Annotated in this window: 14 protein-coding genes and 2 pseudogenes; 10 read left to right on the forward strand and 6 right to left on the reverse strand. The window is 71.5% G+C overall.

Annotated elements, in window-relative coordinates; all coding sequences use genetic code 11:
* Together ACFU53_RS34890 and ACFU53_RS34895 are read right to left on the reverse strand one after the other, a co-directional pair.
* Positions 1 to 905, reverse strand: a 905-nt coding sequence (locus ACFU53_RS34890) for an ATP-binding cassette domain-containing protein (protein WP_384001695.1), incomplete at its 3' end; no start/stop codon positions are given.
* 18 nt (positions 906 to 923) lie between these two features.
* Positions 924 to 1,961 carry a sugar ABC transporter substrate-binding protein gene (locus tag ACFU53_RS34895; protein ID WP_384001698.1) on the reverse strand — a complete coding sequence of 346 codons (1,038 nt, stop codon included), beginning with the start codon at positions 1,959 to 1,961 and terminating at the stop codon, positions 924 to 926.
* A gap of 382 nt (positions 1,962 to 2,343) precedes the next feature.
* On the opposite strand from ACFU53_RS34895, the gene ACFU53_RS34900 reads away from it, so the two are divergent.
* Positions 2,344 to 3,360: a response regulator transcription factor gene (locus tag ACFU53_RS34900; RefSeq protein WP_384001701.1), complete on the forward strand. Its 1,017-nt coding sequence runs from the start codon at positions 2,344 to 2,346 to the stop codon at positions 3,358 to 3,360.
* Between the two features lie 55 nt (positions 3,361 to 3,415).
* Here the strand turns inward: ACFU53_RS34900 and ACFU53_RS34905 are convergent.
* Positions 3,416 to 4,343 (reverse strand): annotated as a pseudogene (locus tag ACFU53_RS34905) (AAA family ATPase); the annotation flags it as partial.
* Between the two features lie 295 nt (positions 4,344 to 4,638).
* Between ACFU53_RS34905 and ACFU53_RS34910 the strand changes: the two are divergent.
* From ACFU53_RS34910 to ACFU53_RS34920, 3 genes are all read left to right on the forward strand, one after another.
* Positions 4,639 to 5,787 (forward strand): ABC transporter substrate-binding protein, encoded by a 1,149-nt coding sequence (locus tag ACFU53_RS34910; protein ID WP_384001704.1) that lies wholly within the window; start codon positions 4,639 to 4,641, stop codon positions 5,785 to 5,787.
* A 169-nt stretch (positions 5,788 to 5,956) separates the two neighbouring features.
* Positions 5,957 to 7,162: a sensor histidine kinase gene (locus ACFU53_RS34915; RefSeq protein WP_384001707.1), complete on the forward strand. Its 1,206-nt coding sequence runs from the start codon at positions 5,957 to 5,959 to the stop codon at positions 7,160 to 7,162.
* On the forward strand, positions 7,159 to 7,824 hold the full coding sequence (locus ACFU53_RS34920) for a response regulator (RefSeq protein ID WP_384001710.1): 666 nt from the start codon (positions 7,159 to 7,161) through the stop codon (positions 7,822 to 7,824). The genes ACFU53_RS34915 and ACFU53_RS34920 overlap by 4 nt, the downstream gene beginning before the upstream one ends.
* A 22-nt stretch (positions 7,825 to 7,846) precedes the next feature.
* Here ACFU53_RS34920 and ACFU53_RS34925 read toward each other — a convergent pair whose 3' ends face one another.
* Complete coding sequence (locus ACFU53_RS34925) at positions 7,847 to 8,641, reverse strand: phytanoyl-CoA dioxygenase family protein (protein ID WP_384001712.1); 795 nt, start codon at positions 8,639 to 8,641, stop codon at positions 7,847 to 7,849.
* A 64-nt stretch (positions 8,642 to 8,705) separates the two neighbouring features.
* Between ACFU53_RS34925 and ACFU53_RS34930 the strand changes: the two genes are divergently transcribed.
* Entirely contained in the window at positions 8,706 to 9,623 is a 918-nt protein-coding gene (locus tag ACFU53_RS34930) for a helix-turn-helix domain-containing protein (protein WP_384001715.1), read from the forward strand.
* Positions 9,624 to 9,660: 37 nt separating this feature from the next.
* Here the strand turns inward: ACFU53_RS34930 and ACFU53_RS34935 are convergent, their stop codons facing one another.
* A complete protein-coding gene (locus ACFU53_RS34935) occupies positions 9,661 to 10,920 on the reverse strand; it encodes an SLC13 family permease (protein WP_384001717.1) in 1,260 nt (419 codons plus the stop codon).
* A 126-nt stretch (positions 10,921 to 11,046) separates the two neighbouring features.
* A complete protein-coding gene (locus ACFU53_RS34940) occupies positions 11,047 to 13,461 on the reverse strand; it encodes a SpoIIE family protein phosphatase (protein WP_384001720.1) in 2,415 nt (804 codons plus the stop codon).
* Between the two features lie 260 nt (positions 13,462 to 13,721).
* Between ACFU53_RS34940 and ACFU53_RS34945 the strand changes: the two are divergent.
* From ACFU53_RS34945 to ACFU53_RS34965, 5 genes and pseudogenes are all read left to right on the forward strand, one after another.
* Positions 13,722 to 16,810: pseudogene (locus tag ACFU53_RS34945) on the forward strand (glycoside hydrolase family 2 TIM barrel-domain containing protein).
* Between the two features lie 207 nt (positions 16,811 to 17,017).
* Positions 17,018 to 19,261, forward strand: a complete 2,244-nt coding sequence (locus ACFU53_RS34950; RefSeq protein ID WP_384001723.1) for a glycoside hydrolase family 9 protein — start codon at positions 17,018 to 17,020, stop codon at positions 19,259 to 19,261.
* Positions 19,262 to 19,387: 126 nt separating this feature from the next.
* A complete protein-coding gene (locus ACFU53_RS34955) occupies positions 19,388 to 19,633 on the forward strand; it encodes a hypothetical protein (protein ID WP_384001726.1) in 246 nt (81 codons plus the stop codon).
* 3 nt (positions 19,634 to 19,636) lie between these two features.
* Positions 19,637 to 20,014 carry a toxin Doc gene (locus ACFU53_RS34960; protein ID WP_384001729.1) on the forward strand — a complete coding sequence of 126 codons (378 nt, stop codon included), beginning with the start codon at positions 19,637 to 19,639 and terminating at the stop codon, positions 20,012 to 20,014.
* Between the two features lie 549 nt (positions 20,015 to 20,563).
* The gene (locus tag ACFU53_RS34965) at positions 20,564 to 22,399 is read left to right on the forward strand and encodes an RICIN domain-containing protein (protein WP_384001732.1); all 1,836 of its coding nucleotides are present in this window, start codon (positions 20,564 to 20,566) and stop codon (positions 22,397 to 22,399) included.
* The last annotated feature ends 115 nt before the right edge of the window (positions 22,400 to 22,514 follow it).

Consider the following 22,514-nt stretch of genomic DNA (forward strand, 5'->3'; position numbering starts at 1 on the left):
CCCGCGCCCGCGCCCGCGCCGGCGCGCGCACCCGCACCTGAACCGGCGTGCGCACTCGCATCGGTACCCGCCCCGGCACCCGAACCAGGCGCCGGAGCCCCGCTCGCCGAGCCACCTGCCGCAGTCGGCACGTTCCCGGCGGACTGTGTCGACATGGCTCCCCGTGCGCCCGTGATCGCCTCCACCAGGTCCCGGCGGTTGTGGCCCCCCGTCGCCGTGTGGTGGGCGACCCGGCCGTCGCGGAGCACGGTCACCGCGTCCGCCAGACGTTCGACCTCCGCCAGGAGATGGGTGACGTAGACGATGGCGAGGCCCTGGGCGCGGAGGTCCTCCACGCGGGTGGCGAGGGCGTCGCTCTCGGTGCCGGAGAGAGCGGCCGTGGGCTCGTCCAGGACCAAGACCGAGGCGCTGCGGCTGAGGGCCTTGGCGATCTCGACCAACTGCTTCTGGCCCATGGGCAGTTCACCCACCCGGTCGCGGGGCGAGCAGCTCGCGGCGACGCGGTCGAGGAGTTCGGCGGCCACCTTCTCCTGGGCCCGGCGGTCGATCCGGCCGTACCGGGTCCACTCCTGGCCGAGGAAGATGTTCTCGGCCACGGTCAGGGAGTCCACGACGCTGAGCGTCTGGAAGATGATCGCCACCCCGGCCGCGATCGACTCCCGCGGGCTGAGCCGGGTGTACGGGACACCGCCTACCTCGATCGTCCCGGCATCCGGCGGGAACGCGCCGCCGAGACACTTGATCAGGGTGGACTTGCCGGCGCCGTTGTGCCCGAGGAGGGCATGGACCTGCCCCGCGGGCACGGTGAGGTCCACCCCTTCCAGCGCCCGCACACCGCCGAAGGACTTGCTCAGCGAGGTGATCCGCAGATTGGGCGGATTGGCTGTCCCGTTCGTGTCGCTCATGTCGGCCATCGCGCGGCCCTACCCGTTCTGGGCGAGCAGCGCGTCGATCTCCGCCGTGTCACCGCGCTGGATCAGCTTGACCGGCACCTGCGCGCTGGGGTTCGCCTTTCCGGCAGCGACGGCGAGCGGCACGTCGACGATGGCGTTGGCGATGTCCTGCGGGGCGAGGGCGGAGGAGGCACGGTAGAAGGTGCCCTGCTTGATGGCGAGGAGGGAGGGGGCCGAGCCGTCCTGGCCGCCGACGAACGTCTTCTTGTCGCCGTTCTTCCGCCCGGCCTGCTGCAATGCCTTGAACCCGCCGTACGCCGCCGCGTCCGTGATGCCGAGGATGATGTTCAGGTCGGGGTGCTTGGCGAGGAGCGCGTTGGACTTCGACAGCCCCGTGTCGGGGTCGATGGCCTGCTCCTGCGCCACCACGTCGACACCGGGCGCGAGCTTGGTGAAGGCGTCGACCATGCCCTTCGTGCGCTCCCGGCCCAGCTCGATCGTGTTGTCGACCAGGAACGCGATCTTCCCCTTCCCGTTCAGCTCTTCGTTGGCCCACTTCGCGGCCGACTCGCCGAGCAGTGTGCCGCTCTCGCGGAAGCTGAACTGGATGTCGGCGCTCTGGCTCTCCAGCGTCCCGCCGTACGTCACCCAGATCAGGCCCGCGTCGAGCGCCGCCTCGGCGATCGCCTCGGCGGCCTCGAAGACCATCGGGAACGACACGATCGCTTGCATCTTCTGCGTGACCCAGGTGTTGAGGTTGCTGGCCTGGGTGTCGGGGTTGCTCGCGTCGCTCGTCGTCAGCAGCTTGACGTCGTGCTTCTTCGCGGCGGCCGTCGAGAGCTTCACCAGGGTGGTGTAGAGAGGGAGTTGGGTGAAGGGGTAGTCGAGGCCGATCTGCGTGAGCGTCCGCGCGGAGGGGGACGCGCCCGCCGCCTTCGCCGAACCGGAGCTGCTCTCCGGGGCGCTGCAGCCCGTGGCGGCCAGTCCGGTCGCGGTGAGCGCTCCGGCGGACCAGGCGAGGAACTGCCTGCGTGAGGCCGGGGTGACGGAAAGGGGGCGTCTGGTCATGGCGGGGATCTCCAAGGGGGACGGGGCCCGTCAGCGGCGGGCGTCATGCTGTGCCGAACAGGAAAGACCCCGGCGCCCCGCCCCGCCATCCGTACAAATACCGAGTGCGTAAGACGGGCGGACATCGACTGCGTACGGCTGGCGGACACGGAGTGCGTAAGAACGGCGAGCACCGAACGCGTACGGCGGCGAGACACCGAAGGCGTACGGCGGCGAGACACCGAACGCGTAAGAACGGCGAGACACCGAACGCGTACGGCGGGCGAGCGGCGGCGGACGTCCGGGTCACGGATCGGTGAATGCCTTGTTCACCGGCCGCCGCCCGCTTATCGTTAGGGTCCAAAAGACCTGCCCGGTCTCGGGGCGGCCCCGGGAGGCTCGCATGCTCACCCACCACCAGATCGCGGCCGCCGCCCGCATCGGCATGCTCACCCGCGAACGCGACACCGCCTCCGCCTGCGCCGAGGCCCTCCACGAACTCGGCCGCGCCCTGCCCCTCGACGCCGCCACCCTCCTGGAGATCGACCCGATCACCGGCACCTACGTCCAGGTCGCGGGCGTCGGCTACGACGCCGATGTCTCCGCGGCCCTGGCCGCCGAGTTCGTCTCGACCCCCTGGTACGCCAACGTCCTGCGCAGCGAGATCCCGCCCTCCATCTGCGAGGACGTCGAGGACCCGGGCGAGCGCTACCGTGATGGCTGGTTCTACGCCGAGCGGATGCGGCCGGCGGGCGTCCGCGACGCGGTGACGGGCGCGCTGCGCCACCACGGTCGCCTCGTCGGCCTGATCACCCTCTCCACCGCGACCCCGGACGCCTACGACACCGGGACCCGCCACCTGCTGGCGTCCCTACTGCCCGCCCTGGGCGTCCTCGCCGACCCCACCGCCCACGCGGGCGACCTCCCCGACCTCCCGGCGGAGGGCGGAGCGAGCCTGGTCGTCGCCGACGACACCCTCGAACTCCCCGGCCGGGACCCCGCCGTGGTCCTCCAGGACACCGAGTTCCGCCGCCTCCTGGGGGCCTTCGCCGACTCGCACGGCACCCGGCTGCGTCTCCTCTGGCCCGTCGGGCCCGACTGGTACCGGGTCACCGTCCGCCGCCACACCCTCGGCTCGGCCGTCGTACGCCGGGCGGTCCTCGTGCACGAGACGCCCGCCCCGCTGCCGTACGGACTCAGCCCGCGTGAACTGGAGGTGCTCACCCGGGCGGCCACCGGCCAGACGAACCAGGCCATCGCCCAGGCGCTGTTCCTGTCCCCGCGCACCGTGCACACCCACGTCGAGCATCTGCTGCGCAAGACCGGCGCCGCCTCCCGCGCCGAGGCCACGGCCCTCGCCGTACGGGACGGACTGCTCCGGCCGACCGCCGACGACGTCGAACGCTTTGTCGAGAGGTGACCCGGAGGCCGAGCCCGGTCAGTAGGGTGCGACGGTGACTGCGACTGGGAACACGACCCAGGCGCCAGGCGGCCAGGTGGTCGGCGTTCATGTCGACGCCGATCACGCCGTGCGCGAGCGCGGTCTCGATCGGGAGGGTGGGGGTGGGCGGGATCTGCCCACGAGGCCGTCAGATACCAGCGGTCCCGGCCGGTATCCAGGTGGATGCGGTAGGCGATCGCCCGGGTGGCCGCGACCCGGTCCGCCCACTCGCCGCCCCGGTGCGCGAACGCGACCCGGCCCGCCAGGACGTACCGTCCGTGCGGGGCGTTCGCCAGATGCGCCAGCGGCGCGGGAATTTTGATGCTCGCCTCGCCGTCCGGGCTGATCCGGACGGTCTCGTTGCCGTAGCGCTTGCCGGACTCACCGTCCGCCTGGCAGAACCAGCGCTCCGCCTGCCAACCCCGGCGCCACGCCGACTCCGTGAGCTGGGCGGACCCGGTCCGGGCCGCGAACAACAGCCCGACCCCCTCCGCGTGCACCCGCCGCCCCACGAAGGCGAGGACGCCCAGCGACTCCTCGTCGAGCCACTGCGCGTCGTCGACACAGGCCAGTACCGGCCGCCGTTTCGCGGTCTCCGCGAGCAGCGTCAGAGTCGCGAGCCCCACCAGGAACCGGTCGGCGGGCGGCCCGTCGGCCAGCCCGCACGCCACCCGGAGAGCCTCGTGCTGTGACGGCGGCAGCACACCGGGCTCCCGCAGCCCGTCCAGGAACGGCAGGAGGAGCCGCTGCAACGCGGCGAACGGGAAACCCGACTCCGACTCCACGCCCGCTACCCGTAACACCCGCAGATCGGCGGCCTCCCCGCCCGCGTGATCGAGCAGCACCGTCTTCCCGATCCCTGCGTCGCCCCGCAACAACACGACGCCGCTCAGCCCCCGCCGCACCTCCGCCACCAGTCGGTCGAGCCGCTCACGTTCCCTGACCCGCCCCTTGAGAACCACGTTGACGCCCTTCAACGGGGGCCTCCTGTGAAGGCCGTATGCGGTTTTGGTGGAGCCGCATCATTCAATCAGCGCGCGGCCCGGCGCAGGCGGGCATCGGGCGAGAGAGGTACGGGGGGATCGGCCTGTGACGAATGGGGTACCCCCCACCGAGTCGGCCACCCGTTCAACCGAACGGTTGAACGCATCGACGGCTTACGGGCGACGCGCGGCGGACCCCGTCGATCACAGACTTACGGTGCCGCCGTAGCGGCACCGCGGTACGAGTCAAGCCCTGAAAGGAACCTTCCCCCACATGGCCAGCAACTTCAGCAGGCGACGCATCCTCACCACCGGAGCGGGCGCCGCGCTCGGCGGCCTCGTCGCGACCGGCGCCGCACAGGCCGCCACCGCGTCGGCGTCGGGCTCCCGTACGGCGGCGTCGGGCTCCGAGGAGACCCGCTCCCTCGACGAGCTGTACCGCGACGCGGTCGCCGAGGGCGGCAAGCTCGTGATCTACGCGGGCGGCGACACCGCCACCCAGCAGGACTTCACGGCCCAGGCGTTCCGCACCCGCTTCCCCGACATCGACCTGACGATGGTCGTGGACTACAGCAAGTACCACGACGTCCGCGTCGACAACCAGCTCGCGACCGACACCCTGGTCCCCGACGTCGTCCAGCTCCAGACGCTGCAGGACTTCACCCGCTGGAAGAGCCAGGGCAAGCTGCTGCCGTACAAGCCCGCCGGGTTCTCCAAGCTGTACAAGGACTTCCGCGACCCGCAGGGCGCGTGGACGGCCGTCGCGGTCATCGGCTTCAGCTACATGTACGGCGTCGACGCCGTCGGCGGGAACGCGCCCAAGTCGCCGTACGAGCTGGTCGACCCGCGCTGGAAGGGCGCCATCGCCTCCTCCTACCCGCACGACGACGACGCGGTGCTCTACCTGTTCTCCCTCTACCAGGAGGCCTACGGCTGGGACTGGATCGCCGAGTTCGCCGCCCAGCAGCCGCAGTTCAACCGTGGTTCGCACACCCCGGGCGTCGCGGTCAACGGCAAGCAGAAGGCCATCGGCGTCGGCGGGTCCGGCTCGCTGACCGCGCCCTCGACCGCCGCGACCCGCTGGGCCGTGGCCGACGGGCACCCCTTCATGGCCTGGGGCCAGCGCGCCGCGATCCTCAAGAAGGCCGCCAACCCCTCCGCCGCCAAGCTGTACCTCAACTGGGCGCTGTCCACCGAACGCCAGCAGGGCTCCTTCAACGGCTGGTCCGTCCGCACGGACGTCACCCCCGCCGGCGGCCTGAAGCCCATCTGGAAGTACCGGAACGCGCACCTCGACGGCTTCCCCCGGTTCATGGAGGACCGCGCCCAGATCGAGCGGTGGAAGCAGACCTTCGCCCTCTACTTCGGTGAGGTCAAGGGCGACCCGACGCCGGGCTTCCTGGGACTGCACCCCGGGCGGTGACGGCCGGTCCGGCATGACGGGCACGACACGTGTGATGTGTGGGACGAGTACGGCGGGTACGGCGGGTACGGCGGATTCCCTTTACTCGGGTCACACGTGGCACTGTCTACACTCGGCTGGCCCCGCCAGCCCCGTGCCCGTCCGGACCGTCGCAGAGGGAATCGCCGCCGTGCCCGCCATCGCCGCCCCCGCCTTCGTACGCCGAGGTTCCCTGTCGCTGCGGCGGCTGCCGGACCTGTTGTTCCTGACCGTCGTCATCGGCGGAGTCGTCCGCCTCGTCGACCTGAACTCCGCGCTGTGCTGGGAACTGGTCCCGCTCATCACGCTGCTGGCGATGGGGTACGTCGGCGGGCTCGCCCTCTGGGACCGGCTGGGGCGATGGGGCCGGCCCCTCTGGCTCGGCACGCTGCTGACTCTGTGGTGCTGGGTCTCCTGGGGGATGCCCGCGCAGGTCGCCACCGCCTACACCTGGCTGGCGCTCCCGCTGGCGATCCTCGCCCTGCGCATGTTCACGGGCCGCACGGCGGTCGCCGTCGTCGGCGTGATCACCGTGCTGCTCTCCCTCGTGATCGCCCGGTCCTCCGGAACCCTCCACCCCGAACTGGTCGTCCCGCCGGCCGCCGCGCTCTGGGCCACCGTCACCCTCTACCGCACCCAGCAGCGGCTCCTCGGCGAACTGCGGCGCACCCGCGCCGAGTTGGCGCGGGGCCAGCGCGAGGCCGGCCGCCTCGCCGAACGCGCCCGGATCGCCCGCGACCTGCACGACACGCTCGCCCAGGAACTCGCCGGCAGCCGCATGCTCCTCCAGGCCGCCGACCGCGACTGGGACCGCCGCCCCGACCTGGCCAGGACCCAGGTCCGTACGGTCGTCGACGCGCTCGGCGCCAACCTCGCCGAGACCCGCACCATCATCAGCGACCTCACCCCGCCCGCCCTGGAGCACGACGACCTCACCACCGCGCTGCGCACCCTCTGCGCCCGCGACACGGCCACGCCCTCGCGGGTGGAGTTCCGCACCGAGGGCGAGCCGGGCGACCTGCCCCGCGACCGGGCCGCCGCGCTGCTCCGCGTCGCCCAGGGCCTGCTGGCCAACGCCTGCGAACACGCCCGCGCCCGGCACGTCTGGGTCACCCTCGACCACCGCGACGACACGACCGTCACCGTCGAAGTACGGGACGACGGCGTGGGCTTCGACACCAGGGCGACGACGTCTAAACCGTGCGACCGGGGCCTCGGCCTGACCGCCGGCCGGGAGCGCCTGGGCGCCCTCGGCGGCTCGCTCACCGTCCGCAGCGCACCCGGCCGCGGCACCCGGGCCCGCGCCAGCCTCCCCGTGGACTCCCTCGCCCTGGCGGGCCTGGCGGGCAGCCGGTGAACGACCCGAACGGCACCCCGCTGCGCGTCCTGATCGTGGACGACCACGTCGTCGTACGCGCCGGGCTGCGCGCCCTCCTCACCGGCGAACCCGGCTTCGCCGTCGTCGGTGAGACCGGCGACGGCGAGGAGGCCGTACGGCTCGCCGCGCGGCTCGGCCCCGACGTGGTGCTGATGGACCTCCGGCTGACCGACGACACGGCCCCCGGCACCCGGGTCAACGGCCTCTACGCGACCCGGCGGATCACCGCCGAAGCCCCCGGCAGCCGGGTCGTCGTCCTCACCAGCTCCGGCACCCAGGGCGACGTCGTACGGGCGATGGAGGCCGGCGCCCGCGGCTACATCCTCAAGGCGGGCCCGCCCGAGGAACTGTTCCGCGCCGTGCGCGCCGCGGCGGCCGGCGGCATGGGGCTCGCCCCCGAGGCCGCAGGACACCTCGCCGGTCACATGGCCGATCCCGGGACCGCCCTGAGCGACCGCGAGATCGAGGTCGTACGGCTGCTGGCGCGGGGCCACAGCAACCGCTCCATCGCCGCCTCCCTCCATCTCACCGAGGCCACGATCAAGACCCACCTGGTCCGGATCTACCGCAAGCTCGGCACCGAGAACCGGGCGAGCACGGTGTCGGAAGCGGTCCGGCGAGGGCTGCTCGAACTGGGCTGAGACGCCGGGGTCGGGGCCCTGGTCAGTGGGCGCCCATCGGCTCGAACTCCGTGCCGCACGGGCCCGCGCCCTCGCTCTCCGGCAGGGGCACGGAGGCGCCGCTCATCGTCAGCGCGTCGTAGTAGCGGCCGATGCGTTCGGTGGAGCGGCCCACGTAGTGGCCGATGAAGGAACGACGGAAGCGGTCGGTGGTCCGGTTGGGCTGGGAGCCGTGGACGAGGCTGCCGTTGAAGAAGAGCACGTCGCCCGGGGCCATGTCGACGGGCACGGGGGCCAGGCCGGGCGGCGGCGGGACGTACTCGCGGACGAAGGACACCTCCGCGTCCGCCTCCTCCGGGCAGAACAGGTCCATGCGGTGCGTTCCCGGCACGACCTCCAGACCACCGTTGTCCCGGTCGATCACATCGCAGGCGATCCAGGCCGCCACGCACGTGCCCGGCTCGACCCGCAGATAGAAGTTGTCCTGGTGCAGCGCCTGCCCCCGGGCGCCCGGGGGCTTGAAGTAGAACATGCTCTGCGCGGCCAGGACCTCCTCCCCGAGCAGCTCTTCGAGGATGCTTCGCAGCCGCGCGTCGAGGAGCACTCGCAGCGACAGCGGGTCGATGCGGTGCGGGTGCATCACCCGGGGGTGGATGTGCAGCGGGTCGGCCGGTCCGTCAGCCGTGGGCGGGCGGGGCTGGAAGTGCCCCGGGATCGGGCCGCCCTCCCGCAGGGCCGCGAACCGGTCGCACAACTCCTCGATCTCGGCGGGCGAGAACAGCCCCCGTACCACCAGATAGCCGTTCTCCTCGAACTCCACCTTGCCTGTGGCTGCCATCCGCGCGTCCCTTCTCACCGTCGTCTACAGTGCCCCACGCTAGGCCCGAGTGCCTTTCGGGAGGATGCCTGTGCGTGCTGACGACCTGCCTGGAACTGCTGCGCCCGCGGATCCGTCGCCGCCGCCCGGCCAGGTGATCATCGGACGCTTCGACCAGCGGCCGCCGTACGCCGTGAACCGGCCGCGCGGCGCGGACAGCTGGCTGTTCACCTGGACCACGGTCGGCGGGGGACTACTGCGGCAGGGCGCGGCGGAGACGCCTGCGGGCCCGGGCGACCTGGTGGTCCTCGGCCCGGGTGTGCCGCAGCACTACACGGTCCGGTCCGGCGCCGGGCACTGGGCGTTCTGGTGGGTGCACTGCCAGGCACGAGCGTCCTGGACGGCCTGGCTGCGCCCGTACGAGACCGGCGACCGGCTGTACGCCGTGTCATCGACACCCGGCGGCATCCGCGAACGTGTCGACGCGGCCTTCCGACGCATGCTCGCCGACGCCCGCTGGACCGGCGAGGGCACACCGCCGACGACCACGGCGGCCCCCCTCGGCGGTGAGGTCGCCGTGGCGCACGGCACGGCGGCCCGCGAACTCGCCCTGTGCTCCCTGGAGGAGGTCGTGCTGCTCACCGCCGCCAGGACCGAGCCCCGCCGGTCGGGGGCGGACCCGAGGATCCGCCGGGCGGAGGACCTGATCGCCGCCGACCCCGGCGCCCCGCACACCGTCCGCTCCCTCGCCGAGTGCGCCTCCCTCTCCCCGTCCCGCTTCGCGCACCTCTTCACCGAACAACTCGGCCACTCCCCGATGCGCGCCCTCCGCCACGCCCGCCTCCGCCACGCCGCCCGCCTCCTGGAAGCCACCGAACTGCCCGTGGAACGCGTGGCCGCAGCCTCCGGGTTCGGCAGCCCGTTCCACTTCAGCCGGGTGTTCCGACAGCGCTACGGGGTGCCGCCGGGGGAGTACCGGCAGGGGCTGCGGGACTGCGACTGACGGTCACCTCCCCCGGAACCCTCGGCACGTGGTCGTCTCAGCCCCCGAAGACGAGCAGCGACAGCCACAGCGCCACCACCGAGGAGACCAGCGCCGCCGGGACGGTGAGAAGGCCGAGTCGGGTGAACTCGCCCAGGTCCACGTCGTGTTCGTGCTGGTGGACGATGCGGCGCCAGAGCAGGGTGGCCAGGGACCCGGCGTAGGTGAGGTTCGGGCCGATGTTGACGCCGAGGAGCACGGCGAGGACGGCGCCCGTGCCGAGCGGGGCCGCCGACGGGGCCAGGACCAGGACCGCGGGCAGGTTGTTGATGACGTTGGAGAGGAGGGCGGCGAGCGCGGCGACACCGAGGAGGGCGAGCAGGCCGGAGCCGGTCGGCATCACTCGGCCGAGCGCGTCGGCGAGCCCGTTGTCGACCACCGCGCGCACCACGATGCCCAGCGCCGGCACGAACGCGAGGAAGGGCAGGGAGACGGAGCGGAAGAGCGCGGCCGGGGTGGTGGTGCGGCGGACGAGCGCGCGGACCGCCAGCACCACGGCCCCGGCCAGTGCCGCCCACACCGGCTCGACGCCGAGCGCGGACGTCACCACGAACCCGGCGAGCGTGCACAGGACCGTGACCAGCGCGAACATCGGCAGCTCGGGCGCCTCGACCGACTCTTCGGCGGGCGGTGCCCCGGCGTCCAGATCGGCCGCGAAGAACCGGCGGAACACCACGTACTCGGCGGCCACGGCCACCGCCCACGGCGCCGCCATCAGCAGCGCGAACCGCGTGAAGGTCAGTCCGCTCGCCGTGAACGCCAGCAGGTTGGTGAGGTTCGACACGGGCAGCAGCAACGAGGCCGTGTTCGACAGGTGCGCGGTGGCGTACACATGCGGCTTGGGGCGCGCGCCCAGCCGGGCCACGGTCGCGAACACCACCGGCGTCAGCAGCACGACCGTCGCGTCCAGGCTGAGCACCGCCGTGATGCCGGAGGCCAGCGCGAACGTCGAGCCCAGCAGCCGCCTGGGCCGCCCCGCCGACGCGCGCGCCATCCACGCCCCGCACGCCTGGAAGAGCCCCTCGTCGTCGCAGAGCTTGGCCAGCACGAGCACGGCTGCCAGGAAGCCGAGCACCGGGCCCAGCAGTTCCGCCTCGGCACGGGCGTGGTCCGGGGAGACGGCACCGGCGGCGACGACGATCCCGGCGGCCGGTACAGCGATCACCGCCTCCGGCAGTCCGAACGGACGGGCGACCGCGCAGCCGAGGACGACAACGAGCAGGACGACGGACAGGACCTCGGCGAGAGCGGTGTTCACGGCAGGGCTTTCGGGGCGTTCGGTGGCGCGGAGACCGGTGCGCCCTACAGCTGCCCGCCGACACCCGACGAACACGCGTACGGCCCTGTGGTGAGGCCCTTCTCACTCCTCACGGTGAGGCCCTTCCTACTCCTCCGACAACGTCAGCTCCGCCCAGATCGTCTTGCCGTCCTCGGTGTGCCGGCTGCCCCACCGCTGCGTCAGCTGGGCCACCAGCAGCAGGCCGCGCCCGCCCTCGTCGAAGGTCTTGGCCCGGCGCAGATGCGGGGCGGTGCCGCTGCCGTCCGACACCTCGCAGATCAGGGTGGTGTCGTCGTGGATCAGGCGCAGCTGGATGGGCGGGGCGCCGTGCCGGATGGCGTTGGTGACCAGCTCGCTCACCACCAGCTCCGCCGTGAACGCCGACTCGCTGATGCCCCAGAGTGCCATCTGTGTCAGCACGTACTGACGGGTGCGGGCGACGAAGGCGGGGTCGGCCGGTATCGACCAGGTCGCGACCCGCTCCGCCCTGAGCCCCCGGGTACGGGCCAGCAGCAGTGCCACGTCGTCGGGGGCGCCGTTCGCGGGCAGCAGGGACTGGACGACGTCCTGGCAGATGTCGTCCAGTGAGCCCTTGCGGCCGGACAGCGCCTCGGCCAGCAGCTCCTGACCGGCGTCGATGTCCCGGTCCCGGGTCTCGATCAGGCCGTCGGTGTAGAGGGCGATGAGGGTGCCCTCGGGCAGTTCGAGTTCGGCGGACTCGAAGGGCAGTCCGCCGAGGCCCAGGGGCTGTCCCGACGGCACTTCCACCTCCATCGGCCGCCCGTCCGGGTCCAGTACGACCGGCGGCGGGTGCCCGGCACGGGCGAAGGTGCAGCGGCGGGTCACCGGGTCGTAGACGGCGTAGAGGCAGGTGGCGCCCACCTCACCGGTCACGCCCTCGCTGCCGGCCTCCGCGGAGAGCCGTACGACGAGGTCGTCGAGGTGGGTGAGCAGCTCGTCCGGGGCGAGGTCGACGTCGGCGAGGGTGCGTACGGCGGTCCGCAGCCGCCCCATGGTGGCGGAGGCCTGGACGCCGTGGCCGACGACGTCGCCGACGACCATGGCGACCCGCATCCCGGAGAGCGGGATGACGTCGAACCAGTCGCCGCCGACCCCGGCCTGCGCCGCCGGAAGGTACCGGGAGGCCGCCTCCAGGGCGGGCATACGGGGGAGGGTCTGGGGGAGAAGGCTGCGCTGGAGGGCGAGGGCGGTCTCGCGTTCGCGGGAGTAGCGGCGGGCGTTGTCGATGCAGACGGCGGCCCGGGCCGTCACCTCCTCGGCCAGCAGTTCGTCGTCGGCGGTGTACGGGTCGAGCCGTTTGAAGCGGGTAAGGACGGCCACTCCGAGGGTCGTGCCCCGGGCCCGGATCGGCACCGACATGGTGGTGTGGACGCCCAGCTCCTTGACCCGCGCGCCGCGTATCGGGTCCCAGGCGAGCCAGTCCACGAGCGTGTTGGCCGGGTCCGTCGCCACGATCGTGTGCCCGACCGACAGGGACGCCGCCTGCGGGGAGGAGGCCGGGTAGACGTCCGTCCGGCCCACCTCGACCACCGCCTCGGGGCAGCCCGGGGTGACCGACTGATGGGCGGTGCGGCGCAGGGTGAACGGCGGGGAGAGCGGGCCCTCGTGCGGTTCGTCGCCGTGGTCGATCGACTGCATGAGGTCGACGCTGACGAAGTCGGCGAGGACCGGGACGCACACGTCGGCCAGCTCCTGGGCGGTGCGCTGGACGTCGAGCGTGGTCCCGATACGGATGCTCGCCTCGTTCACCAGCTGCAGTCGCTGCCGGGCCAGATACTGCTCGGTGATGTCGTGCCCGGTGACACAGACCCCGATCGGCACTCCGGAGTCGTCGGTGAGCGGGGCGATCGCCGCCGACCAGGCGTGGGCGCGGTTCTCGTCGGCGGCCCGCAGGAAGGTCTGCACGTCCTTGCGGCGGCCCTGGGCGAGCACCTCGCGCACCTGCTGCTCCAGCCGCTCGCCCTGCCGGCCGCCCACGATCTCGGACATGTGCAGCCCCCGGAGGTTCTCCTCCGGCATCCCCACGGCGTCCGCCATCACGTCGTTGATGCCGCGCAGCCTGAGCCGGTCGTCGAAGACCGCCATGGCGCACGGCGACTGGACCATGACAGCCGCCGCCAGCGGATCGTCCCGCACCAGCGGGCCGGGATCGTCCAGCGGACAGAGAACCAGCCAGCCGCCGCTGCCGTCGCCGTCCTTCGAGCCACGGCGGTGGGCGAGCAGCCACGCGGTCACCGTGCGGCCGTCGTGGTGACGCAGCGCGAGCGTGCCGCTCCAGTTGAGGCTGCCGGGCGGGGGCGGCAGGAAGGAGCCCCCCGGGGCGAGCAGCTCCTTGACGGGGCGTCCCACGACCTCCGTCGCGGGCCAGCCCAGGAGGCGTCTCGCGCCTTCGTTCCACTCGACGACCGTGCCGTCGCCGTCCATGACCGCCCGCGCCGTGGCGGCACCGTCCAGGGCGTACGCAGGTGCATCACCGTGCGTTACCTTGCGGCTCCTCATCGTCGCGAGTTCCATTCCGCCGGACCGAACGGGCTTACGGGTGAATTCAAGCCTATGCGCTCCGCCGGGAAAGCGGACTGGAAAGCGCACGCCCGCGGATTTTGTCGCACCAGTGTTCGTCGAGTGGCGCGAGGGGCTCTTGACGTCTCTGGGGCACGTCGTCAGATTCTGTTTGGTCACGGTTACTTGTGATTGCTTGTGGGGCCTTGTGCTGCGCGGCTCCCGGAACGTCCACCCGCACGTTCGACGAAGGGAACACCATGACCGTCACACGCAGGTCCTTACTCATCGCGGGCACCTCCGCCCCGATGGTCGGAGCCCTGGCGGGCACCGCGGCCGCCGTGCCCCAGGCGAGACCCTCGTCCGTCGGCCGGGTCGTACCGCTCCGGGACGGCTGGCGCTTCGCCCTCGTCAACCCGGGTGGCATCACCGACCCGACCGGCGAGTACGCCGACGCCGCGACCCCCGGCCACGACGACTCGGCCTGGCGCCAGGCCGCCGTCCCGCACGACTGGAGCATCGAGCTCGCCCCGACCACCCAGCACGGCACGACCAGCGGCACCGGCTTCTTCCCCGGCGGCCTCGGCTGGTACCGCAACACCTTCACCCTGCCGCCGGCCCTCACCGGAAAGCGGGTCTCCGTCGAGTTCGACGGCGTCTACATGGACTCGTACGTCTACTGCAACGGCACCGAGGTCGGCCGCCACCCCTACGGCTACACCGGCTTCGCCTTCGACCTCACCGACCTGCTGCACACGGACGGCACCACCGAGAACGTCATCGCGGTCAAGGTCCAGAACCGGCTGCCCAGCAGCCGCTGGTACTCCGGCAGCGGCATCTACCGCGAGGCCCGCCTGGTCGTCACCGACCCGGTGCACGTGGCGCGCTGGGGCACCTATGTCACCACGCCGGACGTCACCGAGGAACGCGCCCTGGTCCGGGTGCGGACCTCCGTGGTGAACGCCTCCGGTGCAGCGGCCGACGTCGAGGTCGTCTCACGGGTCGTCGATTCCCGAGGCCGCACCGTGGCCCGTACGTCCTCCACGGCGAACGTGACCGACACGGCGACCGAGACCCACGAACTCACCGTCAGTGAGCCGAAGTTGTGGGACTTCTCGGCCCCGCACCGCTACACGCTGAAGACCGAGCTGCGGGTCGGCGGCAGAACCACCGACACCCACCGCACGACCTTCGGTATCCGCACCTTCCGCTTCGATCCGGACGAGGGGTTCCACCTCAACGGCACCCATCACAAGATCAAGGGCGTCGACCTCCACCACGACCTGGGCGCACTCGGCGCCGCCGTGAGCGCCGACGCGATCCGCCGGCAGATGACGATCATGAAGTCGATGGGTGTCAACGCCTTCCGCACCTCCCACAACCCGCCCTCGCCGGAGATGATCGAGGTCTGCGAGGAACTGGGCATCGTGATGATGGTGGAGCCTTCGACTGCTGGAGGAGCCCCAAGACCCGCTACGACTACGGCCGTTTCTTCGACGAGTGGGCCGACCGGGACGTCACCGAGATGGTGCTGGCGGCCCGCAACTCGCCCGCCGTCCTCATGTGGTCGATCGGCAACGAGGTCTCCGAGTTCACCTCCACCGCCGGCCTCGCCATGGCGGACCGACTGATCGCCGCCGTCAAGGCTTCCGACGACACCCGCCCGATCGTCATCGGCTCCCACCGCCACCGCAGCGTCCCCGCCCCCGGCACCCCGGGCGACCTGATCCTGGCCAAACTCGACGGCCTCGGCCTCAACTACAACACCGCCAAGTCGGTGGACGCCCTGCACGCCCGCTACCCGAACCTGTTCCTCTTCGAGTCGGAGTCCTCCTCGGAGACGTCCACGCGAGGCGTCTACCAGGAGCCGGAGCGCCTCAACACCGGCGAGAACCACACTCCCGGAAAGCGGGGCGTCTCGTCGTACGACAACAACCTCGCCTCCTGGACCATGAGCGGCGAGTACGGGCACAAGAAGGACCGGGACCGGAGGTGGTTCGCCGGGCAGTTCCTCTGGTCCGGCATCGACTACATCGGCGAGCCCACGCCGTACGACGTCTTCCCGGTGAAGGCGTCCTTCTTCGGCGCGGTCGACACGGCCGGCTTCCCGAAGGACATGTACTACCTGTTCCAGAGCCAGTGGATCAGCGAGCCCATGGTCCATCTGTTGCCGATGAGCTGGAACCACGAGAAGGGCGACACCGTCGAGGTGTGGGCCTACTCCAACGTCGACACCGTCGAGCTGTTCCTCAACGGAAAGTCCCTCGGGACAAGGAAGTTCGACGAGAAGAAGACCGTCGACGGCCGCCCCTACCTGGAGACCACCGAGGCCACCGGCGACGACAGGACGTTCACCGACGGCCCCTACCCCGGCAGTTACACCAGCCCCAACGGCAGCGCGGGCAAGCTCCATCTCACCTGGCGGGTGCCGTACGCGCCCGGCGAGTTGAAGGCCGTGGCGCGCCGGAACGGCAAGGCCGTCGCCGCCGACGTCCTGCGCACGGCCGGTCAGCCGCGCGCCGTGCGCCTGACCGCCGACCGCAAGTCCCTCGCGGCGGACGGGCGTTCCCTGGCCTTCGTCACCGCCGAGATCGTCGACGCCCGGGGAGTGGTGGTCCCCGACGCCGAGCATCTGATCTCCTTCGACGTACAAGGAGGCTCCCTCGCCGGGCTCGACAACGGCCGCGAGGAGAGCGCCGAGCGCTACCAGGCCTCCACCCGGACCGCCTTCGGCGGCAAGGCGCTCGCGATCGTACGGGCCGGGGTCGAGCCCGGTGCGGTGAAGGTGACGGCGCGGGTGGAGGGCCTGCGCGGCGGGAAGGCGACCCTGCGTGCCACCCCGGCGCGCGGCAGGTCGACGACCCCGGCCGCAGAATTCGCGCCCGACCACCCGGCCGCCGTCAACTACCCCTTCGCCGACTCCAGTTACTCCGGCCGCCCGGACACCCTGCCCGCCGCCATGCTCGACGGCGACCCCGCCACCGGCTGGTCCAACGCCTTCCTCAAGGCGGCCACGGCCCTGTTGCCCGCGTTCAGCGGGGCGCGGCCCGAGGACTGGGTGTCGGTCGACTGGGGGCGGGCCGGGACGGTCGACCGGGTCGAGGTCTCGTTCACCGTCGACGCGGGGCACGCGCTGCCCGAGGCCGTCGAGGTCGAGGTGTGGGACGGCGGCCGATACGTTCCCGCCGAGGACGTGAAGGTCGACTGGGCCACGGCCTCCGACGCCCCCACGGTGATCACGTTCGACCCGGTGCGCGGCACCCGGATCCGGCTCACGCTGACGAGCCGCCATCCGGGCGAGGCACGCGGCGCGGTGCGGATCAGCAGACTGGACGTTCTCGCAGTCTGACCGCATGGGGAGACGCCACTTCGGTCCGGACGGGAAATCAGGACGGGAAACCAGTCCCGTCCGGACCGTTGACGGGCTGTCATGTCTCTAACAGCATGGCCAACGTCCGCATCTGGGAGCGCTCCCACGGCGTTTCGTCCCACGCGCCGTCCGTCATCCGCATCACCCGTCACCGCCGTGCGCCCCCACCTCCTCCGAGGAGCCCACGTGAAACGACGCAGAACCACCCTGCTCGCCCTTACGGCCCTCCTCGCGGCGGCGCTCACCGCGCTGCCCGGCGGTTCGGCCCAGGCCGAGGAGGTCGAACAGGTCAAGAACGGCACCTTCGACACCACCACCGCCCCATGGTGGACCACCAGTAACGTGACCGCCGGACTCACCGACGGCCGCCTCTGCGCCGAGATCCCCGGCGGCACCACCAACCGCTGGGACGCCGCCGTCGGCCAGAACGACATCACCCTCGTCAAGGGCGAGTCGTACCGGTTCGGCTTCTCCGCGTCCGGCACGCCCCAGGGCAACGTCCTGCGGGCGATCGTCGGCCTGTCGGTGGCCCCGTACGACACGTACTTCGAGGTGAGCCCGCAGTTGAACGTCTCGGGCGACTCCTACTCGTACACCTTCACCTCGCCCGTCGACACCGCGCAGGGCCAGGTCGGCTTCCAAGTGGGCGGCAACGCCGACCCGTTCACCTTCTGCATGGACGACGTGTCGCTGCTCGGCGGGGTGCCGCCGGAGGTGTACGAGCCCGACACCGGGCCCCGGGTGCGCGTCAACCAGGTCGCCTATCTGCCCGCCGGGCCGAAGAACGCCACTCTGGTCACCGACGCCACGGCGAAGCTGCCCTGGCAGCTGAAGAACCCGTCGGGTGCCGTGGTCGCCCACGGGTGGACCGTCCCGCGCGGGCTCGACGCCTCCTCCGGGCAGAACGTCCACTCGATCGACTTCGGCTCGTACCGCAAGCGCGGCACCGGCTTCACCCTGGTCGTCGACGGCGAGACCAGCCGCCCGTTCGACATCGACCCGAGCGCCTACGAACGACTCCGGCTCGACTCGCTGAAGTACTACTACACCCAGCGCAGCGGCACCCCGATCAGCGACGGGCTGCGCCCCGGCTACGGCCGCGCCGCCGGTCATCTGAACGTCGCGCCCAACCAGGGCGACCGTGACGTGCCCTGCCGGCCCGGCGTCTGCGACTACACGCTCGACGTGACCGGCGGCTGGTACGACGCCGGCGACCACGGCAAGTACGTCGTCAACGGCGGCATCTCCACCTGGGAGGTGCTGAGCACCTATGAGCGTTCCCTGCACGCCCGCACCGGGCAGACCGACAAGCTCGGCGACGGCTCGCTGAACATCCCCGAGAGCGGCAACAAGATCCCTGACCTGCTGGACGAGGTCCGCTGGCAGCTGGACTTCATGCTCAAGATGCAGGTGCCGAAGGGACAGCCGCTCGCCGGCATGGCCCACCACAAGATCCACGACGAGCAGTGGACCGGCCTGCCCCTGATGCCCGCCGACGACCCGCAGAAGCGCGAACTGCACCCGCCGAGCACCGCGGCCACCCTGAACCTGGCCGCCACCGCCGCGCAGGCGGCCCGCCTCTACCGCCCCTACGACCGCGCCTTCGCCGCGAAGGCGCTCGACGCGGCCCGCACGGCCTGGGCCGCGGCCCAGGCTCACCCCGCGGTCTACGCCTCCGAGAGCGACGGCATCGGCGGCGGCACCTACTCCGACAACGACGTCACCGACGAGTTCTACTGGGCGGCCGCCCAGCTGTACCTCACCACCGGTGAGAAGGCCTTCCAGGACTCCGTCCTCACCTCACCGGTGCACACCGCCGACATCTTCGGCCCCATCGGCTTCGACTGGGCCCGCACGGCCGCAGCGGGCCGCCTCGACCTGGCGACCGTGCCGAACAAGCTGCCCGGCCGCGACAAGGTCCGCCAGTCCGTGATCAAGGGCGCCGACCGCTACCTGGCCACGCTGAAGGCCCACCCCTACGGCATGCCGTACGCGCCCGGCAACAACCTCTACGACTGGGGCTCCAACCACCAGATCCTCAACAACGCGGTCGTCATCGCCACGGCGTACGACATCGGCGGGGCGTCGAAGTACCGCGAGGGCGCGCTGCAGAGCATGGACTACCTCTTCGGCCGCAACGCCCTCAACATCTCCTACGTCACCGGCTACGGCGAGGTCGACGCCCGCAACCAGCACAGCCGCTGGTACGCCCACCAGCTCGACCCGGACCAGCCCAACCCGCAGGCCGGCACCCTCGCGGGCGGCCCGAACTCGAGCATCCAGGACCCCTACGCACAGAGCAAACTCCAGGGCTGCGTCGGTCAGTTCTGCTACATCGACGACATCCAGTCCTGGTCGACCAACGAACACACGATCAACTGGAACGCGGCGCTGGCCCGCATGGCGTCGTTCGTCGCGGACCAGACCTGACACCTCGGTGCCACCCTGTGCGGCCGACGTCCTCCGGGGCGTCGGCCGCTCTGCTTCGGTACCGCACTCCATACCACTTGACCTGCGACTATTTACGGGTAAGTACCCGCGCGGTACCGTTGGCGCATGCCAGCTCTGAATGTGGAGTTCAGCGACCGCGAGCTAGAGGACCTGCGGCAGATAGCCAAGGAACGCGGTACGTCGATGAAGGCGCTCGTGCGCGAGGCGGCCGCGGCCGACATAGTGCGACACCGGGCGCTGAAGGAGGGCGCGGAGGCCTTCCGGCAGTTCTTCACCGCGCACGCCGACGAGTTCGCCGCCGCCTTCCCGGACGACGAACCCGTCGGCAAGGCGCGAGGACGGGCCGTCTGACCGATGGCTCCCGTCATCCACATCGACGTGCCCTGGCTGCTCCAGCGGCACGAAGAGGTCATGCCCGAGCAGCCCACCATCAACGACTTCTCCGCGCTCGTTGCCGCCGTGGCCCGGCACCGCGTCGACCCGCCGCGCCTCGGTGTCGACTCCGACCCGGCCTGGCGGGCCGCCGCGCTGCTCCACACCCTCGCCGTGCTCAAGCCCCTGCCGGCGGCCAACGCCCGCTTCGCCTGCGCGACGGCCGTGGCGTACATGTTCGTCAGCGGCGCCGGCATCGACCCGCCGTACGGGGCCCTCGTGGATCTCGCGCGCGACCTGCTCTCCGGGACGACGGACGTCTACGGGGCGGCGGACCGGCTGCGGTCCTGGCAGATCTGAGCGGGCCGGAAAAGACCCGTCCCCGGGGCCGCCGACCGAGGGCGGGAGGATCAAGGTCGGCGGCCCGTTTCGCGCGGGAGAGCCGCCGTTCCGCGCGGGGCCTTCCGAGTTGGCCGCCTTCAGTGAACAACGAACCATCGGTGTGCCGGGAGCGTGCGCGGGCCGCCGGGGTGTGCGTACGGTTCACACGGGGTGCTTGAAGCCTTGAGTTTTCGGGAACCGGAAGGCTTCGTTCTGCGAAGTGGAAGCATTCGTACCGGTCATCTGACCTGCTTTTAGTGATGCGGATGTTGCCCAAGTGCCTTGTTAGCCATGAGTAACTTGTGCAAGGGTGAACTTCCTGCGCATGGGCAATGGCCCGGCCAGAAAGGCCATTTGGCTTTTCCGGTCGCCGAAGGGCCCAAAAGGCCCAAGGAAGACGGTCATCGTGGCGGTTCGGTCCCCAACCGCTTTCCCCGGCGCCCGCCAAAAAGGTACGCACCAATCCAGGGCCCTTTTCGGCGGCCACAACTCCGTGTGCCATCTTGCGCCTTGGAAGGAACCCGCTCTGTGCACACCCCCCACCCTCCTCGCCCCACTTATGCGCCCGCTCCCGGCCCGGTCCCCGGAGAGTCCGACGAGACTCTCGCCGCCCGGCTGAGAGGCTGGCCGGATGGCGGCACCGGCGACGATCCCGTCGCCCTGTTGATGGCGCGGCACTGGCAGCCGACGTACGACTACGCGGTCATCTGCCTCGCCTCCGGGTCCGGTGTCGCCTCGATGGTGACCGCGACCGCCTTCCACCGGGTGCTCGACGGGCTGATGCGGGGCGAGTCGGGCGTCGCCCTGCGGCCCCGGCTGCTGGTGGCCGCGCGCGACACCGTCAAGGAGTGGTCCGCGGAAGGTGCTGTCTCCCATGTGCTGCCGGACCTGAGGAAGCCCGCCGGCGGGCGCGGTATGCGGGCGGCGAAGTCCATGACGCCCGAGAATCGCAAGCTCATCGAGCGCTCTTTCCAGGCCCTCCCGGCGGTCGCCCAGTGCTTGCTGTGGCACACCGAAGTAGAAGCCGAAATGATAACCATACCCACTGGTCTGCTGGGGCTGGATGCCGACAGCGCGGCGGCCACGCTGGAGCAGGCGCGCGACAAATTCCGTGAGGGCTGCGTCCGCGCCCATCGGGAACTCGCGCCGTCCAAGGATTGCCGCTTCTACAACCGGCTGCTGGACGTACCGATTCGCCGCGGCGGCGCCCTGCTGCCGGATGTCCAGCAGCATCTGCTGGAGTGCCGCTACTGCCGTTACGCCGCCGAGCAACTCAGCCATTTCGAGGGCGGACTGGGCGGGGTCATCGCCGAGGCCGTGCTCGGCTGGGGCGCCCGGCGCTATCTGGACTCCCGGCCCGGCCGGATGCCGCAGAAGGGGAACTCGAGACGTCCGGGGAGCGGCGGTCGGCACCGCCTGCTCTCCCAGATCCCCGCGCAGCGCCGCCGGATCACCTCCGGAGCGCGCAACCCCCGAGCCCTGATCACCGTCGGCGTCTCCTCGGGCGCACTGATCGCGGCCATCCTGGGCGCCGCGTTCCTCTCGGACGACGGCAGCGGCGCCGATCCCACCGCCTCCACCAGCGCCACCGGAGGAGTCGCCACGGCGCCGGACACCGGCAACGACACCACCACCGACACCGCCTCACCGACCCCGCCCGCCAGCGCTGGACGGCCCACGGCACCCCAGCAGACCCGGCTGCGCAATGTGGCCGCCGACCTGTGCCTCGACATCCAGGGCGGCAAGGCCGAGAAGGGCGCCTCGACCGAACTGGCGGTGTGCGACTCCGACTGGACCCAGCAGTGGTCCTACGAGGAGGACGGTCTGCTGCGCAGTGTCGCCAACCCCGAGCTGTGCCTGGACTCCCAGGTCGACGCCGGAGTCGTCGTCCTCGGCAAGTGCGCCGACGAGGACTCCAAGCGGGGCGACGACGTGCGCTACGACTTCACCGTGCAGGGGGAGTTGCTGCCCCGGTGGGGCGAGGGGCTCGCCATGGCCCCCATCGCCACGGACCCCAAGACGGACGTCGTCGTCAAGGTCCGGGACAACTCCACCACGCAGCGCTGGCTCACCGACGGCGTGACCGCCAGCCCCGAGTCCCTCTCCGTCTCCGGCTCCGAGGCGCCCACGCCCGAGACCGAGACGGTCTCCGAGGAACCGGACGCGGACGCCTCCCCGGCGCCGGGACGAGAGAAGTCCGGCTCCCCCGAGCCGAGCGCGTCGCCTGAGGCGGAGGCCGAACAGGGCGGTTCGATCCTGTCGGTGGGCGACGACACGACGACGGAGACCGAGCCCGACACTGAGCCGGTGCTGCCCCTGACGTCCCTCGACATCCCGAGCCTCCTCACGGGGCTTGGGATGTAAGGGGCCGGTGGGAGGGTGCGGGTCCGTTGTGGCTGGTCGCGCAGTTCCCCGCGCCCCTGAAAAGCAGGGGCTGCGCCCCGTGCTTCTCGGCCCGCAGGGCCGTGTCTTTCAGGGG

The sequence above is a fragment of the Streptomyces sp. NPDC057474 genome, assembly GCF_042802555.1.
In the GTDB taxonomy this organism is placed as follows: domain Bacteria; phylum Actinomycetota; class Actinomycetes; order Streptomycetales; family Streptomycetaceae; genus Streptomyces.